Source organism: Martelella alba (genome assembly GCF_005217455.1).
GTDB lineage: Bacteria > Pseudomonadota > Gammaproteobacteria > Enterobacterales > Enterobacteriaceae > Acerihabitans.
On record NZ_SZPQ01000044.1, the window covers coordinates 13,523 to 33,971 of the forward strand.

16 protein-coding genes are annotated in these 20,449 nt (G+C 55.3%); 11 read left to right on the forward strand and 5 right to left on the reverse strand.

What is annotated here, in order from left to right; genetic code table 11:
* Window positions 1–94: 94 nt before the first annotated feature.
* Window positions 95–2,734: a phosphoenolpyruvate carboxylase gene (gene ppc / locus FCN80_RS21530; protein ID WP_136992406.1), complete on the forward strand. Its 2,640-nt coding sequence runs from the start codon at window positions 95–97 to the stop codon at window positions 2,732–2,734.
* Between the two features lie 116 nt (window positions 2,735–2,850).
* On the opposite strand, the gene metF is transcribed toward ppc, so the two are convergent.
* From metF to metB, 3 genes are all read right to left on the reverse strand, one after another.
* Complete coding sequence (metF, locus tag FCN80_RS21535; protein WP_136992407.1) at window positions 2,851–3,774, reverse strand: methylenetetrahydrofolate reductase; 924 nt, start codon at window positions 3,772–3,774, stop codon at window positions 2,851–2,853.
* 235 nt (window positions 3,775–4,009) lie between these two features.
* Entirely contained in the window at window positions 4,010–6,445 is a 2,436-nt protein-coding gene (locus tag FCN80_RS21540) for a bifunctional aspartate kinase/homoserine dehydrogenase II (protein WP_136992408.1), read from the reverse strand.
* Window positions 6,446–6,447: 2 nt separating this feature from the next.
* Entirely contained in the window at window positions 6,448–7,608 is a 1,161-nt protein-coding gene (gene metB, locus FCN80_RS21545) for a cystathionine gamma-synthase (RefSeq protein WP_136992409.1), read from the reverse strand.
* 325 nt (window positions 7,609–7,933) lie between these two features.
* Here metB and metJ point away from each other — a divergent pair, with 325 nt between their 5' ends.
* Both metJ and FCN80_RS21555 read left to right on the forward strand, forming a co-directional pair.
* The gene (gene metJ / locus FCN80_RS21550; RefSeq protein WP_136992410.1) at window positions 7,934–8,251 is read left to right on the forward strand and encodes a met regulon transcriptional regulator MetJ; all 318 of its coding nucleotides are present in this window, start codon (window positions 7,934–7,936) and stop codon (window positions 8,249–8,251) included.
* Between the two features lie 912 nt (window positions 8,252–9,163).
* Window positions 9,164–10,804 (forward strand): ankyrin repeat domain-containing protein, encoded by a 1,641-nt coding sequence (locus tag FCN80_RS21555; RefSeq protein ID WP_170975484.1) that lies wholly within the window; start codon window positions 9,164–9,166, stop codon window positions 10,802–10,804.
* A 184-nt stretch (window positions 10,805–10,988) separates the two neighbouring features.
* On the opposite strand, the gene rpmE is transcribed toward FCN80_RS21555, so the two are convergent.
* Entirely contained in the window at window positions 10,989–11,207 is a 219-nt protein-coding gene (gene rpmE / locus FCN80_RS21560) for a 50S ribosomal protein L31 (RefSeq protein WP_136992412.1), read from the reverse strand.
* A gap of 199 nt (window positions 11,208–11,406) precedes the next feature.
* Here rpmE and priA point away from each other — a divergent pair, with 199 nt between their 5' ends.
* From priA to rraA, 7 genes are all read left to right on the forward strand, one after another.
* A complete protein-coding gene (priA, locus tag FCN80_RS21565; RefSeq protein WP_136992413.1) occupies window positions 11,407–13,602 on the forward strand; it encodes a primosomal protein N' in 2,196 nt (731 codons plus the stop codon).
* Window positions 13,603–13,835: 233 nt separating this feature from the next.
* Window positions 13,836–14,870, forward strand: a complete 1,035-nt coding sequence (cytR, locus tag FCN80_RS21570; RefSeq protein WP_136992414.1) for a DNA-binding transcriptional regulator CytR — start codon at window positions 13,836–13,838, stop codon at window positions 14,868–14,870.
* A gap of 92 nt (window positions 14,871–14,962) precedes the next feature.
* Window positions 14,963–15,853 carry a cell division protein FtsN gene (ftsN, locus tag FCN80_RS21575; RefSeq protein WP_136992415.1) on the forward strand — a complete coding sequence of 297 codons (891 nt, stop codon included), beginning with the start codon at window positions 14,963–14,965 and terminating at the stop codon, window positions 15,851–15,853.
* A gap of 48 nt (window positions 15,854–15,901) precedes the next feature.
* Window positions 15,902–16,468, forward strand: a complete 567-nt coding sequence (hslV, locus tag FCN80_RS21580) for an ATP-dependent protease subunit HslV (RefSeq protein WP_306767913.1) — start codon at window positions 15,902–15,904, stop codon at window positions 16,466–16,468.
* 11 nt (window positions 16,469–16,479) lie between these two features.
* Window positions 16,480–17,811, forward strand: a complete 1,332-nt coding sequence (gene hslU / locus FCN80_RS21585) for an HslU--HslV peptidase ATPase subunit (RefSeq protein WP_136992417.1) — start codon at window positions 16,480–16,482, stop codon at window positions 17,809–17,811.
* 92 nt (window positions 17,812–17,903) lie between these two features.
* Window positions 17,904–18,821, forward strand: a complete 918-nt coding sequence (locus FCN80_RS21590) for a 1,4-dihydroxy-2-naphthoate polyprenyltransferase (RefSeq protein ID WP_136992418.1) — start codon at window positions 17,904–17,906, stop codon at window positions 18,819–18,821.
* A 127-nt stretch (window positions 18,822–18,948) separates the two neighbouring features.
* On the forward strand, window positions 18,949–19,434 hold the full coding sequence (gene rraA, locus FCN80_RS21595; protein ID WP_136992419.1) for a ribonuclease E activity regulator RraA: 486 nt from the start codon (window positions 18,949–18,951) through the stop codon (window positions 19,432–19,434).
* 65 nt (window positions 19,435–19,499) lie between these two features.
* Here rraA and zapB read toward each other — a convergent pair whose 3' ends face one another.
* Window positions 19,500–19,739 carry a cell division protein ZapB gene (gene zapB, locus FCN80_RS21600; protein WP_136992420.1) on the reverse strand — a complete coding sequence of 80 codons (240 nt, stop codon included), beginning with the start codon at window positions 19,737–19,739 and terminating at the stop codon, window positions 19,500–19,502.
* A gap of 566 nt (window positions 19,740–20,305) precedes the next feature.
* Between zapB and FCN80_RS21605 the strand changes: the two genes are divergently transcribed.
* Window positions 20,306–20,449, forward strand: a 144-nt coding sequence (locus FCN80_RS21605; protein ID WP_170975434.1) for an aquaporin, incomplete at its 3' end; no start/stop codon positions are given.

A 20,449-nucleotide genomic window follows, 5' to 3' on the forward strand; every position in this document is an offset into this window, starting at 1 on the left:
TTTGACGAATCAACCGAGAAATGGCTAGATAGCGGTGGGTGATGAACATCAACCGTGTGAAACAAATTTTCAGGCAAGTTGGATCAGGGTCCTTATGAACGAACAATATTCGGCAATGCGAAGCAATGTCAGTATGCTCGGCAAGCTGCTGGGCGATACTATTAAAGATGCGATGGGCGAGAATATTCTGGATAAAGTGGAAACCATCCGTAAACTTTCCAAAGCTTCCCGGGCGGGCAGTGAAACGCATCGCCAGGAATTACTCTCAACGCTGCAGAATTTGTCCAACGACGAATTACTGCCGGTGGCGCGCGCCTTCAGCCAGTTTCTTAATCTGACCAATACCGCGGAGCAGTTTCACACCATTTCCCCCCATGGCGAGGCCCTGAATAATCCGGAGGGCTTGGGCAAGGTCTTCGCCCGCCTGAAAGAAAACCGAGCGCTGGATGATAAAGCCATCCGCGCGGCGGTGGAGTCTTTGTCAATCGAACTGGTATTGACCGCCCATCCCACCGAAATCGCCCGGCGTACGCTGATCCATATGCTGGTGGAGGTCAATAATTGCCTTAAGCAGTTGGACCACAGCGATCTGGCGGAATATGAACGCCAGCAGATTATGCGCCGCCTGCGCCAACTCATCGCCCAGTATTGGCATACCGACGAAATCCGCCACAATCGGCCTTCGCCGGTGGACGAAGCGAAATGGGGCTTCGCCAATGTGGAAAACAGCCTGTGGGAAGGCGTACCGCAATATCTGCGCGAACTGAACGAACAGTTGCAAGATGTCTTCGGCTTTAGTCTGCCGGTCGATAATGTGCCGATCCGTTTTACGTCCTGGATGGGCGGCGACCGCGACGGTAACCCCAATGTCACCGCCGGCATTACCCGCCGGGTATTGCTGCTCAGTCGCTGGAAAGCCGCCGACCTGTTTTTGCGCGATATGCAAGTGCTGGTTTCAGAGCTGTCCATGACCGAATGTACGCCGGAATTGCAGGCCCTGGCCGGGGGAAATGCCGTGCTGGAACCTTATCGCGCCGTGGTCAAAGGTTTACGCGCACAGCTTATCAGCACGCAGAACTGGCTTAACGCGCGACTTAAGGGAGAGCATGTCGTCAAGCCCGACAACTTGTTGGAAGACAATGATCAACTTTGGCAACCACTGTATACCTGTTACCGCTCGTTGAAATCCTGCGGCATGAATATCATCGCCGATGGTCAGTTACTCGATACGCTGCGGCGAATCAAGTGTTTCGGGATACAACTGGTGCGAATCGACGTGCGCCAGGAAAGCACCCGGCACACCGAAGCCTTGAGCGAAATTACCCGTTATCTGGGGCTTGGCGATTATGAAAGCTGGTCCGAATCGGATAAGCAGGCCTTTTTGATCCGCGAACTGAATTCGAAACGTCCATTGCTGCCGCGCCATTACCAGCTCAGCGAGGAAACCGACGAAGTCCTGGACACTTGTCGGGTGATCGCCGATGCGCCGCAAGGCTCTATCGCGGCTTATGTCATTTCTATGGCGCGGATGCCCTCCGACGTTCTGGCGGTGCACTTACTGTTAAAAGAGGCCGGCTGCCAGTTCGCCTTACCGGTCGCGCCGCTGTTTGAAACCTTGGAAGATCTGAATAACGCCGACGATGTCATGAAACAACTGCTCAGCATCGACTGGTACCGCGGTTTTATCCAGGGCCGGCAGATGGTCATGATCGGCTATTCCGATTCGGCCAAGGATGCCGGCGTTATGGCGGCGTCCTGGGCACAGTATCGCGCGCAGGAAGCCCTGATCCATACCTGCGAGAAAGCCGGCATCGCCCTGACATTGTTTCATGGCCGCGGCGGTTCCATCGGCCGCGGCGGCGCGCCGGCCCATGCCGCGTTGCTGTCGCAGCCGCCGGGAAGCCTTAAAGGCGGTTTACGGGTGACGGAACAAGGCGAGATGATCCGCTTTAAGCTGGGCCTGCCGGAAGTCGCCATCAGCAGTCTGGCGCTTTACACCGGCGCCATTTTGGAAGCCAATTTGTTGCCGCCGCCGGAACCCAGGCGGGAATGGCGGGAATTAATGGATGAATTGGCCGTGGTTTCCTGCGATATGTATCGCGGCTATGTGCGCGAGATGCCGGATTTCGTTCCCTATTTCCGTTCGGCAACCCCGGAGCTGGAATTGGGCAAATTGCCGCTCGGTTCGCGGCCGGCCAAACGGCGGCCCAATGGCGGTGTGGAAAGTCTGCGCGCCATTCCCTGGATTTTCGCCTGGACGCAAAACCGTCTGATGCTGCCGGCCTGGCTCGGAGCGGGGGCCGCGCTGCAAAAAGTCGTTGATGGCGGCAAGCAGGATCAGCTGGAAACCATGTGCCGTGACTGGCCGTTTTTTTCCACCCGAATCGGTATGCTGGAAATGGTGTTCGCCAAGGCCGATTTGTGGCTGGCCGAATATTATGATCAGCGGTTGGTTGAAGAAAAATTATGGCCGTTGGGTAAACAATTGCGTGATCAGTTGGAACAGGATATCCGGGTGGTGCTGGATATCGCCAATGATGATCATTTGATGGCTGATTTGCCGTGGATCGCCGAATCCATCGCCCTGCGCAATGTCTATACCGATCCTCTCAACGTGTTGCAGGCCGAATTGTTGCACCGTTCGCGTCAGCAGGCGCACCCGGATCCGCGGGTTGAACAAGCATTGATGGTCACCATTGCCGGCGTGGCGGCCGGGATGCGTAATACCGGCTAGCACGGACAAAACGGCGCAGTGTCCACATGAAACGACGCGGCGCCGTTTTTCAATGCCAGGGGATGGCCACGCCTGCGTCAATCAACGGCGCCGGTTAGCCGCGAGATGGGCGCGCTTCAGCCCTGGGCGGGGGATGGCCGATCGGCAGCGGCGCTTTGCGGCCTAACGCCCAGGCTGTGACAAATGGCGTAGGTCAAATCGGCCCGGTTCAGGGTATAAAAATGAAAATCCTTAACACCCTCGCGACTGAGAATTTTCACCATATCCATTGCGATGGAGGCCCCAACCAACTGGCGGGTTTCCGGATCGTTATCCAGTCCCTCGAACATGCGGGTCATCCAGTTCGGCACTTTCACGTTAGTCATGGCGGCGAAGCGTTGCATTTGCTTGAAATTTGAAACGGGCAATATTCCCGGCACAATTTCGGTTTCGATGCCGGCGGCGACGCAACGATCGCGAAAGCGCAGGTAGCTTTCCACATCAAAAAAGAACTGGGTAATGGCACGATTGGCGCCGGCCTCGACTTTTTTCTTCAGGTTGATCAAATCCGCCTGCGCGCTTTTGGCCTCGGGATGCACTTCGGGATACGCGGCCACGGAGATATCAAAATCACCGACTTTACGCAGGAGCGCCACCAGATCGACGGCGTACATCGCCGGCTTGCCGCCGCCGGGCGGCAAATCGCCGCGCAGCGCCACAATATGGCGAATACCACTTTGCCAGTAGTCTTCGGCTATCAGCCGCAGTTCCTCGAGGGTTGCGTCGATACAGGTCAGATGGGGCGCGGACTCAAGCCCGGTACGCTCCTTGATTTCCTTGATAATGGTATGAGTGCGATTCCGCTCGCCGGAGTTGGCGCCGTAGGTTACCGAGACGAACGTCGGCTTCAGGCTGCTGAGACGATCGATGGAATGCCATAGCGTTTGTTCCATTTCACTGGTACGCGGCGGGAAAAACTCGAAAGACACGTTTATCCGCCCTTGCAATTCGACAAGGTTCTGATTCAGTGCCTCCCGCTGATTGGCGTGGAAAAAACTCATACCTTTTCCTCTTGACACGGCTGGGTGTGGGTCATCAAAAATAAGCATCTATACGTTTAGACGTCCAAAAGAAAATGACCGAATTTCCTCTCTCAGTCAATATAATCATTGCAAGCGGTACGGATTTCTTTTCATCGATAATGAAATAAATTCATTGTCGATCGTGGCGTGAGAAACCCATTCCGGCAACCGCCGAGAACGGGTTTTATGAAGCCGACCGCGCAGTTGGCGGGGATCAGAGCAGTTGCGCCAGACGGTTTAAATCCGATTGAATGGCGCCGGCGGTCACGTCACGTCCGGCCCCCGGCCCACGAATCACCAGGGGATTGTCCCGATACCACCGGCTCTCAATGGCGAAAACGTTGTCACAGGGCAGCAACGCCGCCAGCGGATGATCCGTGCGCACCGCTTCCACCCCTACCCGGGCTTTGCCATTGGCGTCGAAACGGGCGACATATCGCAGCACCAGCCCCATCTCGTTGGCCGCTTCCAGGCGACGCAACATCTGTTCGTTGAGGTCTTGGCCGTTTTCGAAGAAATGATCCACCGTGCCTTCGTCGCATCCCGCCGGGACCAGCGTTTCCACACGCACCTGACTAGGCTCGATGTCATAGCCCGCCTCCCGCGCCAGGATCACCAGCTTGCGCATGACATCCTTGCCGGACAAGTCGACCCGGGGATCGGGTTCCGTCAGACCTTGTTGCCAGGCCTGTTCCACCAGTTCGGTAAACGGCACCGTGCCATCAAACTGCAAAAACAGCCAAGAGAGTGTACCGGAGAAAATACCGCTGATGGACAAGATACTGTCGCCGCTGTCCCGTAAATCACGCACCGTATGATTGACCGGCAGCCCGGCGCCCACTGTGGCGTTATATAACCAATACCGACCGGTTTTGGCGAAAGCGTCGCGGATTTGCCGATACTTGTCGCCGTGGGAAGCCCCGGCCAGCTTGTTGGCGCTGATGACATGGAAGCCGTAGCTGGCGAAATCCAGATATTGATCCGCCAGTTCCTCGCTGGCCGTCACATCCAGCACCACCAGATCGTCATAAGGATGGGCGCGCATCCAGAGGAACAGATCCTCAGGATCCTGCGCAACGGCTTCGTCGCCGAAAAAAGCCAGGGCGCGGCTGGCATTCAAGCCGTCATAATTAAGCAGGCTGCGCTCGCTGTCGATGACGCCGCTCAGGATAAATTCAAAACCGGTCCGGGCCGACAGGCTTTCCTGTTCACGGGCAAATAATTCCAACCAGCGCGAACCAATATTGCCTTTACCGAACAACATCAGACCGATTCGTTTTTCAGCGCGAAACAGCGAAGCGTGCAGGCCTTGAATCATATGTTCTGTGGGTCCTACCCGCAAGACCGCCACCAGGCTGATGCCCTCTTCGGATTGCCAGACAAATTCGATGGGTTGATATTTCAGTTGTTGGTAAAAACGATGGCAATGCAGCGGATTGCGCGTTACCCCCGCGCCCACCATGGCCACCAGCGCCAACCCCTCCCGCAGCGCCAGTTGTCCCGGCAAATGCGCCGGTTCCAGCAATTGGTAGACACTGGCGGCCAGCTCGGAGGTATAGCAAAGCTGGATTAGCCGGCGATCACGGTGAATGCCCGTCGCCAGCGGCTTGAGCTGCGCCGGCTTGAGCGCCAGTTCGATATCTTTCAAGGCCTGATTGAAATCGTATTGCGGCGAAACCGTCAATTCGATCAGGCAGACATCGTCGTGGCTGGTGACGATCTTGGCGCCGGTGCCGGAAGCCAATACACGCTCAATGCGGGTTGAGCCTTGTTCCGGCTGATAACTGCACCGCAGCATTAAATCGATATCGCTGCCGGACACCGGTTGCAGAGTGCGCGCATGCAGCACCGGCGCCGCCAGGCGCGCCAGTTCGCTGGCTTCATCCAGCCGCAGCAGCGGCAGCAGGCAGGCATCCTTGACCTTACGCGGATCGGCGCTGTAAACCCCGGCCACGTCGCTCCAAATGGTCACGCGCGAGACGCCCGCCAACGCGCCGATCTGAGTGGCTGAATAATCGCTGCCGTTGCGGCCCAGCAGCACGGTGTCTCCCGCTTGATTGCGGCAGATGAAGCCGGTGACCACCAGCCGTTGATTGGGATACCGGCTTAATAGCTGCCGCAGCAAAGGCCGGGAACGCTCCTCATCCACCTGTGGCTGTGCGGCATGTTCAGCCCTGAGAAAATCACGGGCGTCGAGCCAGACCGCATCCATATCCTGCCGATTAAGCACCGCCGCCATCAGGCGGGCCGACCAGATTTCACCGTGGCCAACCACTTCGGCATAAACCGCATCGGTGATTTTACCGTCCAGCAACGCCGCCAGGCGCTCCAGATCGCCAATAAACCCGGCGACCAACTCGTCCGCCTGCGGCGCCGGCAACAGGTCGGTTATCAGCTGTTGCTGGTAGCGGCGCAATGTCTGCTGCACCTGATGGGCGGAAAGCCTATCGGTCTGGCTCAGTTTGAGCCAGCTTATCAGTTGGTTGGTGGTGCTGCCCGCCGCGGAAACGACCATGACGTCGCCGGGCCGACTGTAATCGGCCATGATGCCCGCGACCCGTTGATAACATTTTGCGTCCGCCAGACTGCTACCGCCGAATTTATGCAGTTGTCGTCCGGCGGGGGCGCCAACCGTCCCTAAAGCACTCATACTTACCTCTTACCGGCCGCCTGGAAACCATTTTCCAAATCGGCTATTAAATCCTGGCTGTCCTCGATACCCACCGACAGGCGCAACAGCGTTTCGCCGATGCCTGCCGCAGCCCGCGCTGGCGCCGCCATGCCGGCATGGGTCATGGTGGCCGCATGGGAGATCAAGCTTTCTACGCCGCCCAGCGATTCAGCCAACGTGAACAATTCCAGCCCGGATAAAAAGCGCCGCAAAGCGGCTTCATCGCCATCCAGTTCAAAACTCAGCATGGCGCCGAACCCCATTTGCTGGCGAGCAGCGATGTCGTGGCCGGGATTGCCCGGCAGGCCAGGATAATACAGCTTTTTCACCAGTGGTTGCTGCTGTAAATACGCCAGTATTTCCTGCGCATTAGACTGTTGTTGTTTGATTCGCGGGTTGAGGGTGCGCATTCCCCGCAATAACAAGTAGCTATCAAAAGCGCCGCCGGTCACGCCGATATTATTGGCCCACCAGGCCAAGTCGGCGGCCATTGCCGCATCTTTGGCGATAACCGCGCCGGCCACCACGTCCGAGTGGCCGTTTAAGTATTTGGTGCAGGAATGTACCACCAGATCCGCGCCCAACGTGAGCGGCTGTTGCAGCGCCGGACTGAGAAAGGTGTTATCCGCCACGCATATCGCCCCGACTTGATGCGCGGCGCGGCAAATGGCGGCGATATCCACCACGCGCAGCAAGGGATTGCTCGGCGTTTCGATCAACACCAGTTTAGGGCGTTCGGCCAGGGCCGATGTCAGCGCGTGCGCATCGCCCTGATCAACGAATTTAACTCGATAGGCGCCGCGCTTAGCGAGACTATCGAACAAACGATAACTCCCGCCATAACAGTCATGGGGCGCCACCAACAAGTCGCCGGGTTGCAAAAATACCGTGCAGACCAGATGAATGGCCGACATGCCGCTACTGGTCAGCACCGCGCCGGCGCCTTGCTCTAATTCAGCCAATGCGCGTTGTACGACATCCCGGGTGGGATTGCCCCGCCGGGAATAGTCGTGAGCCCGAGGTTGGTTGAAATCGATAAAGTTGTAGGTGCTGGAAAGGGTGATCGGCGGGACGACGCAACCGAACTGTTCGTCATTGTTGAGTCCGCTGCGAACGGAAATGGTGGCCTGCTTGCGCGTCATTTACTCGCATCCTGGTCAGTGCTGTAGAGTGGAGTTGAAAGAGTAAACCGCTCATCGATAGACGTCAATACATCTGGACATCTAAACTTCTTTGCGTGTAGATTGAGCAAAGTATAAATAACAGCTAAAATTATGCGGTTTTAAAGTGTTAAAATCGTATACCTCTTGTACCCCGCCCGGCGAGCCGGGTCGAGGGCGTTATGATAGGAAATGGTGATAAGTCGCAAAACAGGTGGGTACAGAGTAGTGAGCCACCGGCATTTTAGGCATAATTAGCCCGTTTTCGGTGAAGATTATTCATTTTATATAAGAGTTAAGGTATCCCATGGCGGAATGGAAAGGCGAATATGTCAGCCCTTATGCTGAACATGGTAAAAAAAGCGAACAGGTCAAAAAGATAACGGTATCTATTCCGCTTAAGGTCCTGAAAATCCTGACCGACGAACGAACCCGGCGCCAGGTTAACAATTTACGCCACGCCACCAACAGCGAATTGCTCTGCGAGGCATTCCTGCATGCCTTTACCGGACAACCGTTGCCGGACGATAACGATCTTCGCAAAGAGCGCAATGACGAAATCCCGGAACAGGCCAAGGCGATGATGCGTGAAATGGGCATCAATCCTGATACCTGGGATTATTGATACGGTGAATCGCCCTGCGCCGACCGTCTGCGGGTGCCGTTAAGGAGCGTCTCGCGACGGCTCGTCTATCTTTCTTCGATACCCATGCCGGCACGATACCATTTTGGAATATTCGCGCTCCAGACCAAGTCATTCCGTGTCCGTATTGTCGGCATGCCATACCCCTCCCGCCGCAAACCGCATTGACCTCCGGGGAAGAAATACCGCAATACGTCAAAGCGGCATACCCCCTAGATAATATCAGCCGCGACGCGGCGGCGAATGAGAAGGCATTCCGTCGTCACCCATTGGCCCATTTACCATAGACGCCAGGTAAGAGACGAGATGTCTCTCATGATGCTCGGGAGTATAGACAATACTGTGGCTTAAGGGGGCACACACGGTCAGCAAAGAGGCGGCGGTAGGTATGGTGGAAATAAATTGCCGGGAGCGCCGCCGAAGATGTGTTTGTAATGCCCGAATTGAGATAGGGGCATACCCCTTCGAGCCTTGTCGTTTAACGACTGTTGATAACAACTTTGCTGTTAAATAAAAGCATAAATTACTCTTTAAAAAATCAATGATATCTAATTTAAGGCCGGTTTTATATTCTCGCTATGGAATAACGTATTTGAACAAGGTCCCCGCTGAATGAACTTGACCCCCCGCCCTGTGGCGCACATGGCAATTAACAATGATATAGCGTTGTCTTCCGACGGTAGGGCTGGCCCTGGCCCAGAATTAACCAGACGATTAAGCGCTGTAAACAACCCGCCGGTTTCACCGCTGACACGGCACAATGACCACAGTTCGGCAATTGCCGGGCGCCCCGCCATTTTGGGCTCTACGGCCCTGACCGCCGAATCCACGCAGGCACATCCACGGCAAAACCTTACGCCGACGCTTACGGATCTGCCAAAGGAGATTATAGAAATGATCCTGAAAAAAATGGACTTCGCCGATATCGTGGCAGTTTCCAGTATATCGCCGGATTTTTGTCGGGAAGCGGTACGGATTGTTTCACGTCAGGATCGACGTGAGATTACCAGGAAAATTTTTAACCAAATCGCGGCGGGTAATAATCAACTACTGAGTTTTTGCCAAAAAATCAATTTACCGCTGGAAAGTCTGCGAGACGATATTTTCGGGAAATCGGTTTTGATGGAAATCATCCTGTACGGCAACATCAATCAGGTGAACAAATATCTGTCGCATTATCATGTTGATCCAAAGGGTACGGATAAACGAGGGCGAACTCTTTTACATTATGCCGCGGTTAAAGGCAATCCTGGTATTTTTAAGAAAATTACCAAATTACCCGGTATCGATATCAATGCCGGTAAGCGTGGAAAAGATACACCGCTGCATATGACCGCTATAAACGGCCATACCCAGATTTTGAAAATTCTCATCAGGAACGTCGAGCTGGATATCAATCGGCAAAACCGTATGGGTGATACGGCGTTGCATCTGGCGGCCAGATTCAGTCGCCGCAAAATAACCGATCTACTGCTTTCTCACCCGAATATCGATGTTAACCGGCAGAATCGGGACAATATGACGCCTCTGCATCTTGCCGTCATGTTTCGCCAACAATACATCACCGAACAGCTTTTGCGAAAAAAGGGCATCAAGGTCAACCTCGAAACATCTATTGGCATAACCCCGTTGCATATCGCCGCGACACTACCGCGAGTCACTATCTTGAACAAACTTTTGGTCTCGCCGGGTATTGATGTCAACCTTCAGGACACGAACGGATTCTCGATTTTACATTTCGCCGTACTTCATAGTCGGGCCCACGCGGTAGCGCGCATTCTGAAAACCCCCGGGATGACGAACAGTGTCAATGTCAAGGAGACCAACGGCGCGTCGCCTTTGCATTATGCCGTAACGCTACAACACAACCACATTCTGAGGCGATTACTCTTGGTGGATCATTTGGATGTGAATATTGCTGATAACCTGGGATTTACGCCTTTGCACTACGCCGCTTGTTACGGACGCAAAGGCGCGGCCGTCGGGTTACTGGCCGTACCGGATATCAGCATCAATGTCAGGCAGTGCCAAGGGATAACGCCGCTTTGCTTCGCCGTGATGCAAGGCCATAGTGACATTGTCAAAGTTCTGCTGAGTATGCCGTCAATACAGCCTGATCTCGCCGATAACCTTGGTCGTACGCCGTTGCATTGGGCGGCGCACAAACATTTCCATCTCATCGCCAAGCTGTTGATAGCGGCCGGCGCAAATCCGAATATCACGGAACACGAAGGAGAAACGGCGTTGCATTATGCAATAAAAACAGGCTGTGGGCTGATAGCCGATGACTTACTGAACGCGCCGGGAATCAACATTAACGCGCGGCGTAATGATGGATTCACTCCGCTGCATCTCGCCGCCTTATTCGGCCATACAGCCCTGGTAAAACGGCTGCTCCGCCAGCCAGGAATCGAAGCCGATGCGCCGGATGGGAGTAATTTGACACCGGTTGATTACGCTATTATCAATCAGCACACGGCAGCGGCGGCCATGCTCGCTGAATTCGCGCGCGTGACCTGTATGGATGGGGGCTAACGTCCAACATCACGGGTTCCGGTCCGACGCTATGGCGCGCTGCGCGTAACCCGGTCGACAATCGCGCGATTAACGCGCCCTTGCCGCGCCGGATACAAAAAGCCCCGACCGCACGGCCGAGGCTCCAGTAATGGGTGCTGCTTATGCATTGCGCCATGCGGCTTGCGCTTGCGCCCGCTATCGCTTATTTGCGGGAAGAGGACGGTACGCTGAAGCGTTTATTGAAGCGTTCCACACGACCGCCGGTATCGACGACACGTTGCTTACCGGTATAAAACGGATGGCATTCGCTGCAAACATCCAGGGTCAGATCATGCCCCATCGTGGAGTGCGTCTTGATAACATTACCGCAAGAGCAAGTCGCGGTAATTTCTACATATTTCGGATGGATATCTTTTTTCATGGGAAACCTCGTTTTAAGGCCGCGTCGCTATCCGGTCGACTTTCGCCGGACACCACGCGAAGGATGTCGTGTTTCTCCGCTGCCGGATAGCGGCGAAGGCGGCGAATCATACAGAATACCGCGGCCATTTGCAAACACATCCGTACAATGACGTCGGCACAGTGTACACTATCAGCGCAATTTTTCCCTGGATGAACTCATGCCCGTTATTCACGTTGCGTTACCCGTGCCGTTGGCACGCACGTTTGATTATCTGCCGCCCGGACATTGCCATGTGACGCCCGGAGCCCGCGTGCGCGTTCCTTTCGGACGGCGCAGCGCCGTCGGCATTGTAACGGGCATCGGCGAGGACAGTGCGCTACCGTTGGATAAACTTAAACCCATTGAGGCGGTTATCGATAATCAACCGCTCTTTTCCGATACGCTGTGGCGAATCTTACTCTGGGCGGCGGACTACTATCATCACCCATTGGGCGAGGTGCTTTTCCACGCTTTGCCGGTACTGCTCCGTCAAGGTAAGGCCGCCGAAACGGCGCCCTTGTGGCAATGGTTCGCCACCGAGCAGGGCCGCGCCACCCCGCTGGACTCGCTGAAACGGGCGCCGAAGCAGCAGCAGGCGCTGGCGGCCCTGTTGCCGGCGCCCGTCTATCGGCATGAGGTGGCAAAACGGCTGCTGACGGAAAACGCCTTGCAGGCGCTACGGACCAAGGGGCTGTGCGATCTGCGCCCGGTCCGGCCGGCGGAGGGGGACTGGCGGCGGCATTTCCGCGTCGTGGGCGAACGTTTGCGGTTAAATACCGAACAGGCCACGGCGGTAGGCGCCATCCGCGGCGAGGACGATCGCTTCGCCGCCTGGCTGCTGGCCGGCGTCACCGGCTCGGGTAAAACCGAAGTTTACCTTACTGTGCTGGAAAATATTCTGGCGCAAGGCAAGCAAGCGTTGATATTGGTGCCGGAGATCGGGCTGACGCCGCAGACCATCAGTCGTTTTCGCGAGCGCTTTCACGCCCCGGTGGATGTGCTGCACTCCGGCCTTAACGATAGCGAGCGTCTGGCGGTCTGGCTGAAGGCGCGCGACGGCGAGACAGCCATCGTCATCGGTACCCGCTCGGCGCTGTTCACGCCTTTCTCCCGATTGGGCATCATCGTTATTGACGAAGAACACGACGGCTCTTATAAACAGCATGAGGGATGGCGCTATCACGCCCGGGATTTGGCGGTATTGCGCGCGCGCCGGGAGAATATTCCCGTGGTGCTCGGCTCTGCCACGCCGGCGCTGGAAACCCTATACAACACCGAGCAGAGAAAATACCGCGTGCTGACGCTTCGCAAGCGCGCCGGCAACGCCCGACCGGCGAGCCAGCAGATACTGGACCTCAAGGGCTTGCCGATGACCAACGGCCTGTCCCGGCCATTATTACAGAAGATGCGATCACATCTGGCGAACGGCAATCAAGTCATGCTTTTTCTAAACCGGCGTGGTTATGCGCCGGCCTTGCTCTGCCACGAATGCGGCTGGATCGCCGAATGTCCGCGCTGCGATCACTACTACACGTTACACCAGCAACAGCGGCAACTACGCTGTCATCACTGCGACAGCCAGCGTCCGGTCCCAGAACAATGCCCGCAATGCGGCTCGACGCAATTGATGCCGGTAGGGCTGGGCACCGAACAATTGGAGCAATCGCTGTCCGGATTGTTTCCCGATATTCCCATTACCCGCGTCGACCGCGACACTACTGCGCGCAAAGGCGCGTTGGAAGCCCATCTCGCCCAGATGCACCAGGGCGGCGCACGCATTCTGATCGGAACGCAAATGTTGGCGAAGGGACATCATTTCCGCGATGTGACGCTGGTATCGTTGCTGGATGTGGACGGCGCGCTTTTTTCTGCGGATTTTCGCTCGGCGGAGCGATTCGCTCAATTGTACACCCAGGTGGCCGGACGGGCGGGCCGATCTGGAAAGCAAGGCGAGGTTTTTCTACAAACCCACCATCCCGAACATCCCTTATTGCAAATATTGCTGCGCGAAGACTATATGGCATTCGCCCGTCAAGCGCTGGCGGAACGACAAGCGGTGTCCCTTCCGCCATTTACCAGCCACATTCTCTTCCGGGCGGAAGATCTCGACAATCAACAGGCCGCGCTGTTTCTCGAGCGGCTCCGGCAAATGCTGGACGCCAGCCCCCTGCGCGATCGCGCCCTTTGGCTAATGGGACCGACGCCGGCCCTGCAACCAAAACGCGGCGGGCGTTTCCGCTGGCAACTGTTGCTTCAGCATCCCTCACGCGGACATCTGCAACGCCTGGTGGCCGCCAGTTTGCCGCTGGTGGCCACGCTAACCCAGGCGCGCAAGGTCAAATGGTCGCTGGATGTGGATCCCATCGATATCTGATCTCGCTTATTTTTGATTCAAATTTTGTGATTTCCATTCGAATAATATTGAAAGTTCAGCCGCTATTGGCCTTTTGCGTAACCTTTATCCCTCACAATCTGATAGAAAGAACAGAGTCATTATTAGCGATACCTCTAACGGCAATCCGCCCGAACGCCACCAACAACATGGGGTAGGAAAGACAAAGGTTAGAGATAAATTCGTCAGAATCGACCTGACGCCAGGAGAATAACGTGGAACGTAAAAAGCCATCCGTCATGGCGACCATGAAGGATGTGGCGGAAAAGGCAGGGGTCTCTACAGCCACCGTATCCAGGGCATTGATGAATCCGGAGAAGGTTTCCGTTCAAACCCGGAAACGGGTTCAGATTGCCGTACAATCCGTCGGTTATGATCCGCAACCCCTCGCCCGCCAGATCAAGCGCAGCGAAACCCGCAATTTGCTGGTCATGGTACCGGATATCTGCGACCCTTTTTTTGCCGAAATACTGCGGGGAATCGAAGAAACCGCCGATGAGCAGGGCTATCTGGTATTGCTGGCCGATTGCGCCCATCAGCAGCCCACCCGTAAAAGCTTCACCAATCTGATTATCGCCCGGCAAATCGACGGTATCCTGCTATTAGGTTCCAATCTCCCCTTCGCCATTGATAAATCGCAACAGCAGAACTTTCCACCAATGGTCATGGCCAATGAGTTTGTGCCCGAACTGGAGTTGTCGACGGTGCATATCGATAATTTAACGGCGTCCTATGAAGCGGTGGATTATCTTTTCAAGCTGGGCCATCGGCGAATCGGCTGTATCGGCGGAACAGAGAAACATCCCCAGTGCCAATACCGGACGCAAGGCTATATCCAGGCGCTGCGTCGCCATGGCATCCCCACCGACCAGCAGATGCTGTTTCTTGGCGATATCAGCTACCAGACCGGCGCTTGCGGATTGAACACACTGATCTCGCAATCTCAACCGCCAACGGCTATCTTTTGTCACAGCGATATCATTGCGTTTGGCGCCCTGTCGCAGGCCAAGAAAATCGGCCTGACCGTGCCAGACGATCTTTCACTGATCGGCTTTGATGATATTACGCTTGCTAATTTTTGCGACCCGCCATTGACCACCGTGGCGCAGCCGAGTTATCAGATCGGCCGGGAAGCGATGCTGCTGCTATTGCAGCAGATCAGGCAGCATCAGATATCAAATACTTCATTGCTGCTGGACAGCAAGTTGATCGTCAGGGGCAGCAGTAGCCCGCCGCGAAAAAAAACATAAGGCGCTTTAAGCATTCCGGCGCTGGTCAAATAATAATACCTTCAGTAACATGACGGGCTGGTGACTTTCTTAAACTTAGCGAAAACACGATAGTGGCACAAAGAGACTACGTCAGTCGCGGAAGGACCAATACGCGGCGCAGGAAATCAGGCAGTCGCAGCAAACGCGCGTCTTCCGGCATTTCAAAAACGATGGTCGCCTTGGCGGTCGCGGTGCTGGTGACGTTCATCGGCGGTCTGTATTTCATCGCGCACAACAAAAGCCAAGAGGCGGTCATCCTGCCCAATCACGGCAATCACACCGGCAACGGTCTGCCGCCCAAGCCCGAAGAGCGCTGGCGCTATATTAAAGAGCTGGAAAATCGCCAAATCGGCGTCCAGACACCGACCGAGCCTTCATCGGGGGGCGAGGTGCGGTCACCGGCGCAATTGACCGACGAACAGCGCCAATTGCTGGAACAAATACAGGCCGATATGCGCCAGCAACCCACTCACCTAAATGAAGTGCCCTATAACGAACAAAGCAAGACGTCGGTGGCGAACAGTCGTCGCGGCGATTTCAATCCGCCAACGGCGCAAGCGGTGCCGCGACAGGCTTCGCCCTCCGTCCAGTCGCCGCCGCGCCAGACGATGGTAACCACGCAACCCCGCCAGGCGGCGACCGCCGAAGCTCCGTCGTCCCGCCAAACCGGCGCAACGGCGCAAATCACTCAACCCCGGAGCGGAACCAGAACCGATAACGCGTCGAAAGAAAAGTCGCAGCGCTACCTTATTCAATGCGGCTCATATAAAGCGGTGGATCAGGCCGAATCGGTACGGGCGCAACTGGCCTTCGGCGGGATCGAGAGCAGGATCGCCGCCAGCGGCGGCTGGAACCGCGTCATGCTCGGGCCTTACTCAAGCCGCGCCAGCGTGGATAAATCGTTGCAGGAACTTCGCGGCGCCGGCATGGCTAATTGCATTCCCATCGCCACCGGGGGTTGAAAAACCCCAACCCCGCCCCATCTATAATTGCAAACGCCCCAAACTATGATGGGGCTTCATTCTATCTTCACCGGAGAGTTGCACGTGACAACAATCGTAAGCGTACGCCGCAACGGCCATGTGGTAATTGGTGGCGACGGCCAGGCCACTCTGGGTAATACAATAATGAAGGGCAATGTCCGCAAAGTGCGCCGTTTATATCATGATCAAGTGATAGCGGGTTTTGCCGGAGGGACCGCCGATGCCTTTACGCTCTTCGAATTGTTTGAGCGCAAATTGGAGATGCATCAGGGTCATTTGGTGAAAGCGGCGGTCGAGCTGGCCAAAGATTGGCGAACCGATCGCATGCTGCGCAGGCTGGAGGCCCTACTGGCGGTGGCGGACGAAAATGCATCGCTCATCATTACCGGCAACGGCGATGTGATTCAGCCGGAAAACGATCTGATCGCCATTGGATCGGGCGGCCCATACGCCCAATCCGCCGCGCGCGCCCTGCTGGAAAATACCGAGCTCGGCGCCCGGGACATCGTTGAAAAAGCGTTGGGTATCGCCGGAGATATTTGCATATATACCAACCATTTCCATACCATCGAAGAATTAACGTCCAAGGCGTAAGGATCCTTTATATGTCTGAAATGACTCCACGCGAAATCGTCAGCGAACTTGATGGCTATATCATCGGCCAGCATAATGCCAAGCGGGCGGTCGCCATCGCGCTGCGTAACCGCTGGCGTCGTATGCAACTGGACGAAGCATTGCGCCACGAAGTGACCCCGAAAAACATTCTGATGATAGGGCCCACCGGGGTAGGTAAAACGGAGATCGCCCGCCGGCTGGCTAAACTGGCCAACGCGCCCTTTATCAAGGTAGAAGCGACCAAATTCACCGAAGTGGGTTATGTCGGCAAAGAGGTGGATTCGATCATTCGCGATCTGACCGACGCCGCGGTGAAAATGGTGCGCTTGCAGGCCATGGACAGGAATCGCCATCGAGCCGAGGAATTGGCGGAAGAACGCGTGTTGGACGCGCTTATTCCACCGCCGAAGAATAACTGGGGGCAACCGGAGGAAAGTAATGAACCGTCGGCCGCCCGGCAGACTTTCCGCAAAAAATTGCGCGAAGGCGAATTGGATGATAAGGAAATCGAAATCAACTTGTCGGTAGCGCCGATGGGCGTCGAGATCATGGCGCCGCCGGGCATGGAAGAAATGACCAATCAGTTGCAATCCATGTTTAAAAACTTGGCCGGTCAAAAACAGAAACCACGCAAGCTTAAGATCAAGGAAGCCATGAAGCTGCTTATTGAAGAAGAAGCGGCCAAGTTGGTTAATCCGGAAGAACTCAAGGAAAGGGCCATCGAAGCCGTCGAACAGCACGGTATCGTGTTTATCGACGAAATCGACAAGATCTGTAAGCGCGGTGAAACCTCCGGTCCGGATGTTTCCCGGGAAGGGGTGCAGCGGGATTTGCTGCCGCTGGTGGAGGGCTGCACGGTTTCCACCAAACACGGGATGGTGAAAACCGACCATATCCTGTTTATCGCCTCCGGCGCTTTCCAGGTATCAAGCCCCTCCGATCTCATTCCTGAATTGCAGGGCCGTTTGCCGATCCGGGTTGAGCTGGAAGCGCTGACCACCAACGATTTCGAACGTATTCTGACCGAGCCCAGCACATCGCTGACCATTCAGTACAAAGCGCTGATGGCCACCGAAGGGGTTAACGTCGAGTTCACCAGCGACGGTATTCGCCGAATCGCAGAGGCGGCTTGGCAGGTCAACGAACGGACCGAAAACATCGGCGCTCGTCGGCTGCATACCGTTTTGGAACGGTTGATGGAAGAGATTTCCTATGACGCCAGCGAATGGAATGGTAAAACGATTTCAATTGATGCAGATTATGTTCGTAGCCATCTGGATGAGCTAGTATCTGACGAAGATTTGAGCCGTTTTATCCTGTAACCGCCGGCTGGATAAATCACATTTGAAAAGGGAAGGCTCATGCCTTCCTTTTTTTTGCCGAAACTGGATATTTACCATAAGATTTATTGACCATGAGCCAAACCGTTACGCTTAGCCCCGCCAAAGCCTGGATGATCAGCCTGCGCCTGCGCACGCTGCCGTTGGCGCTGGCCTCGATTGTCACCGGTTCGGCAATGGCCGGCTGGCAGGGACATTTCAGACCGGTGGTCGCCATGCTCGCCCTGGTTACCGCCGCCTTGCTGCAAATTTTGTCCAATCTGGCCAATGACTACGGCGACGCGGTCAAAGGCAGCGACGAAAAAGACCGCATCGGGCCGATGCGCGGGATGCAGTTGGGCATCATTACCCGCGAACAGATGAAGTTCGCGCTGGGGCTGACCATTTTTCTGACGCTGTTATCAGGGGCCACGCTGATTGTCGTCGCCTGTGAAAAACCCGCCGATGTGCTGGGTTTCCTGCTATTGGGCGTGCTTTCCATTATAGCCGCCATCACCTATACCATGGGTACCCGGCCCTACGGATATATGGGTTTGGGTGATCTTTCCGTGCTGATTTTTTTCGGCTGGCTGAGTGTCGGCGGCAGCTATTACCTACAAACCGGCGCATTCCACGCCATGGTTATTCTGCCCGCCACCGCCTGTGGTCTGTTGGCCGCCGCAGTACTGAATATCAATAATCTGCGAGATATTGAAAGCGACCGGCTTAACGGGAAGAACACCCTGGCGGTCCGACTCGGCCCCATGCGCGCGCGTTATTATCATGTTCTCCTGCTGGCCGGCGCAGTGGTCTGCCTGGCGGCATTCACCCTTCTTGAACTGCATAGTCTGGTGGGGTGGCTGTTTGTTTTAACCGTGCCCGCGCTTTATCTGCAAGCGAGATATGTACTGCACGAGATCAATCCTTCCGGTATCCGTCCTATGCTGGAAAAAACCGTGAAATACGCCTTGTTGATCAATATTCTGTTCGCAGTGGGGCTGCTATTTAGCTGATGGGCGGAGTGTCTGGCCGGCGTCGCGGGATTTTCTGACGCGCATCAACTTCACCATTGATGATTTTGGCAACTGGGGACAGAAAGCGATATACTTTGGTCTCCAGCGGCAAACCGACGTAAATCTTATGAAATACGATACCTCAGAACTGTGCGACATTTATCATGAAGACGTGAATGTTGTGGAACCGCTTTTCACTAATTTTGGCGGCAGGACATCGTTTGGCGGGCAGATCGTAACCGTGAAATGTTTTGAGGATAACGGCTTGTTATACGATTTGCTTGAGGAAAACGGCCTTGGCCGCGTGCTGGTGGTAGACGGCGGCGGTTCGGTACGGCGCGCCTTGATCAATGCCGAGCTGGCCAATCTGGCAGCGCAGAATCAATGGGAAGGCATTGTGGTGTACGGCGCCGTGCGCCAGGTCGATGATTTGGAAGAACTGGATCTCGGTATCCAGGCCATGGCCGCCACGCCCGCCGGCGCCGCAAGCGAAGGAATCGGCGAGAGCGACGTGCGGGTGAATTTCGGCGGCGTGACCTTCTTCTCCGGCGATCACCTCTACGCCGATAATACCGGCATTATTTTATCGGAAGACGCTCTCGATCTGGAATAAACCCCTTGCGGCCGATAAGAGCCAAAGGGCGGTTGTCTGCCGTCGCCCTTTGACGTATTAGCGGGTCAAACTTCTTCCATTTTACTCAGCAATGCGCGTAAACGCTCTTGCCAGACATTCTGTTCCTGCTTCAATTGTTCGTTTTCGTTAATCAAAGATTCACGGTTGCTGGCGGCTTGCTGCAGTTCCTGCGTCAATCCGTTGTTCTTTTCTTTGAGTTCCTCAATCTCCATTTGCAGAAGCGTGATGGTATCGATCGCCTGTTGTACCTTCGCTTCCAATTTTTCAAATACTTCAAAAGCCATAACAGCCCCCTTAAAGCCTGCAAGGTGAAATCGTGAACTGATGTCGCGCAGCACACGCGACTTTCGCGGCATCCGCGCCACAGCACGTGGGAAATAACAGCGACCCTGGCCGGACCGAAGTGGGGATTGTAAGGAGCCCTTCCTCCGGTGTCTACCCGCCTGACATTATTCGATCCCGGAAACGTCCCGGCCGCCGCGTCGAATTGTTGCTCATGACGTCGGGCGAGCGATGCCCCCTATGCCGGGTACGCAGGTCATTGTACGCTAACGCATAGGCAACCGATGTAGGATTCGCCCTCCTTTTTACTAAAATTTACCTCTATTTTTAACATTTATTTTTGAAGATTAATGCGCCTGATTGCGCTTATTGACGCTGGTTTCCTTAATATTTAAGCGTAAACGCTCATTTTTATGACGAACCGCACACATTTCGATTTCGATATTTCTCGTTTTCGCTCATTAACGATAAATTTACAACATGCCTACATCTGTTTTTAGGTAAGGGTCTTCAGTAAGCGGACGTTGACTCTGCTTTCATCTCTTAACATCGCCAGCAGGAAAAGTTTATGAGCCAAAAAACGCCAACCTTAAAAGGCCAATGCATCGCGGAATTCCTCGGGACCGCCCTGCTCCTGTTCTTCGGCTGCGGCTGCGTGGCCGCGCTAAAACTGACCGGCGCCAGCTTCGGTCAGTGGGAAATCAGCATTATA

Excerpts from the sequence above, each read along its gene's own strand:
- ppc (WP_136992406.1), top strand. The coding sequence starts at position 95 with ATGAACGAACAATATTCGGCAATGCGAAGCAATGTCAGTATGCTCGGC.
- metF (WP_136992407.1), bottom strand. The coding sequence starts at position 3,774 with ATGAGTTTTTTCCACGCCAATCAGCGGGAGGCACTGAATCAGAACCTT.
- FCN80_RS21540 (WP_136992408.1), bottom strand. The coding sequence starts at position 6,445 with ATGAGTGCTTTAGGGACGGTTGGCGCCCCCGCCGGACGACAACTGCAT.
- metB (WP_136992409.1), bottom strand. The coding sequence starts at position 7,608 with ATGACGCGCAAGCAGGCCACCATTTCCGTTCGCAGCGGACTCAACAAT.
- metJ (WP_136992410.1), top strand. The coding sequence starts at position 7,934 with ATGGCGGAATGGAAAGGCGAATATGTCAGCCCTTATGCTGAACATGGT.
- FCN80_RS21555 (WP_170975484.1), top strand. The coding sequence starts at position 9,164 with ATGATCCTGAAAAAAATGGACTTCGCCGATATCGTGGCAGTTTCCAGT.
- rpmE (WP_136992412.1), bottom strand. The coding sequence starts at position 11,207 with ATGAAAAAAGATATCCATCCGAAATATGTAGAAATTACCGCGACTTGC.
- priA (WP_136992413.1), top strand. The coding sequence starts at position 11,407 with ATGCCCGTTATTCACGTTGCGTTACCCGTGCCGTTGGCACGCACGTTT.
- hslV (WP_306767913.1), top strand. The coding sequence starts at position 15,902 with ATGGGGCTTCATTCTATCTTCACCGGAGAGTTGCACGTGACAACAATC.
- hslU (WP_136992417.1), top strand. The coding sequence starts at position 16,480 with ATGTCTGAAATGACTCCACGCGAAATCGTCAGCGAACTTGATGGCTAT.
- FCN80_RS21590 (WP_136992418.1), top strand. The coding sequence starts at position 17,904 with ATGAGCCAAACCGTTACGCTTAGCCCCGCCAAAGCCTGGATGATCAGC.
- rraA (WP_136992419.1), top strand. The coding sequence starts at position 18,949 with ATGAAATACGATACCTCAGAACTGTGCGACATTTATCATGAAGACGTG.
- zapB (WP_136992420.1), bottom strand. The coding sequence starts at position 19,739 with ATGGCTTTTGAAGTATTTGAAAAATTGGAAGCGAAGGTACAACAGGCG.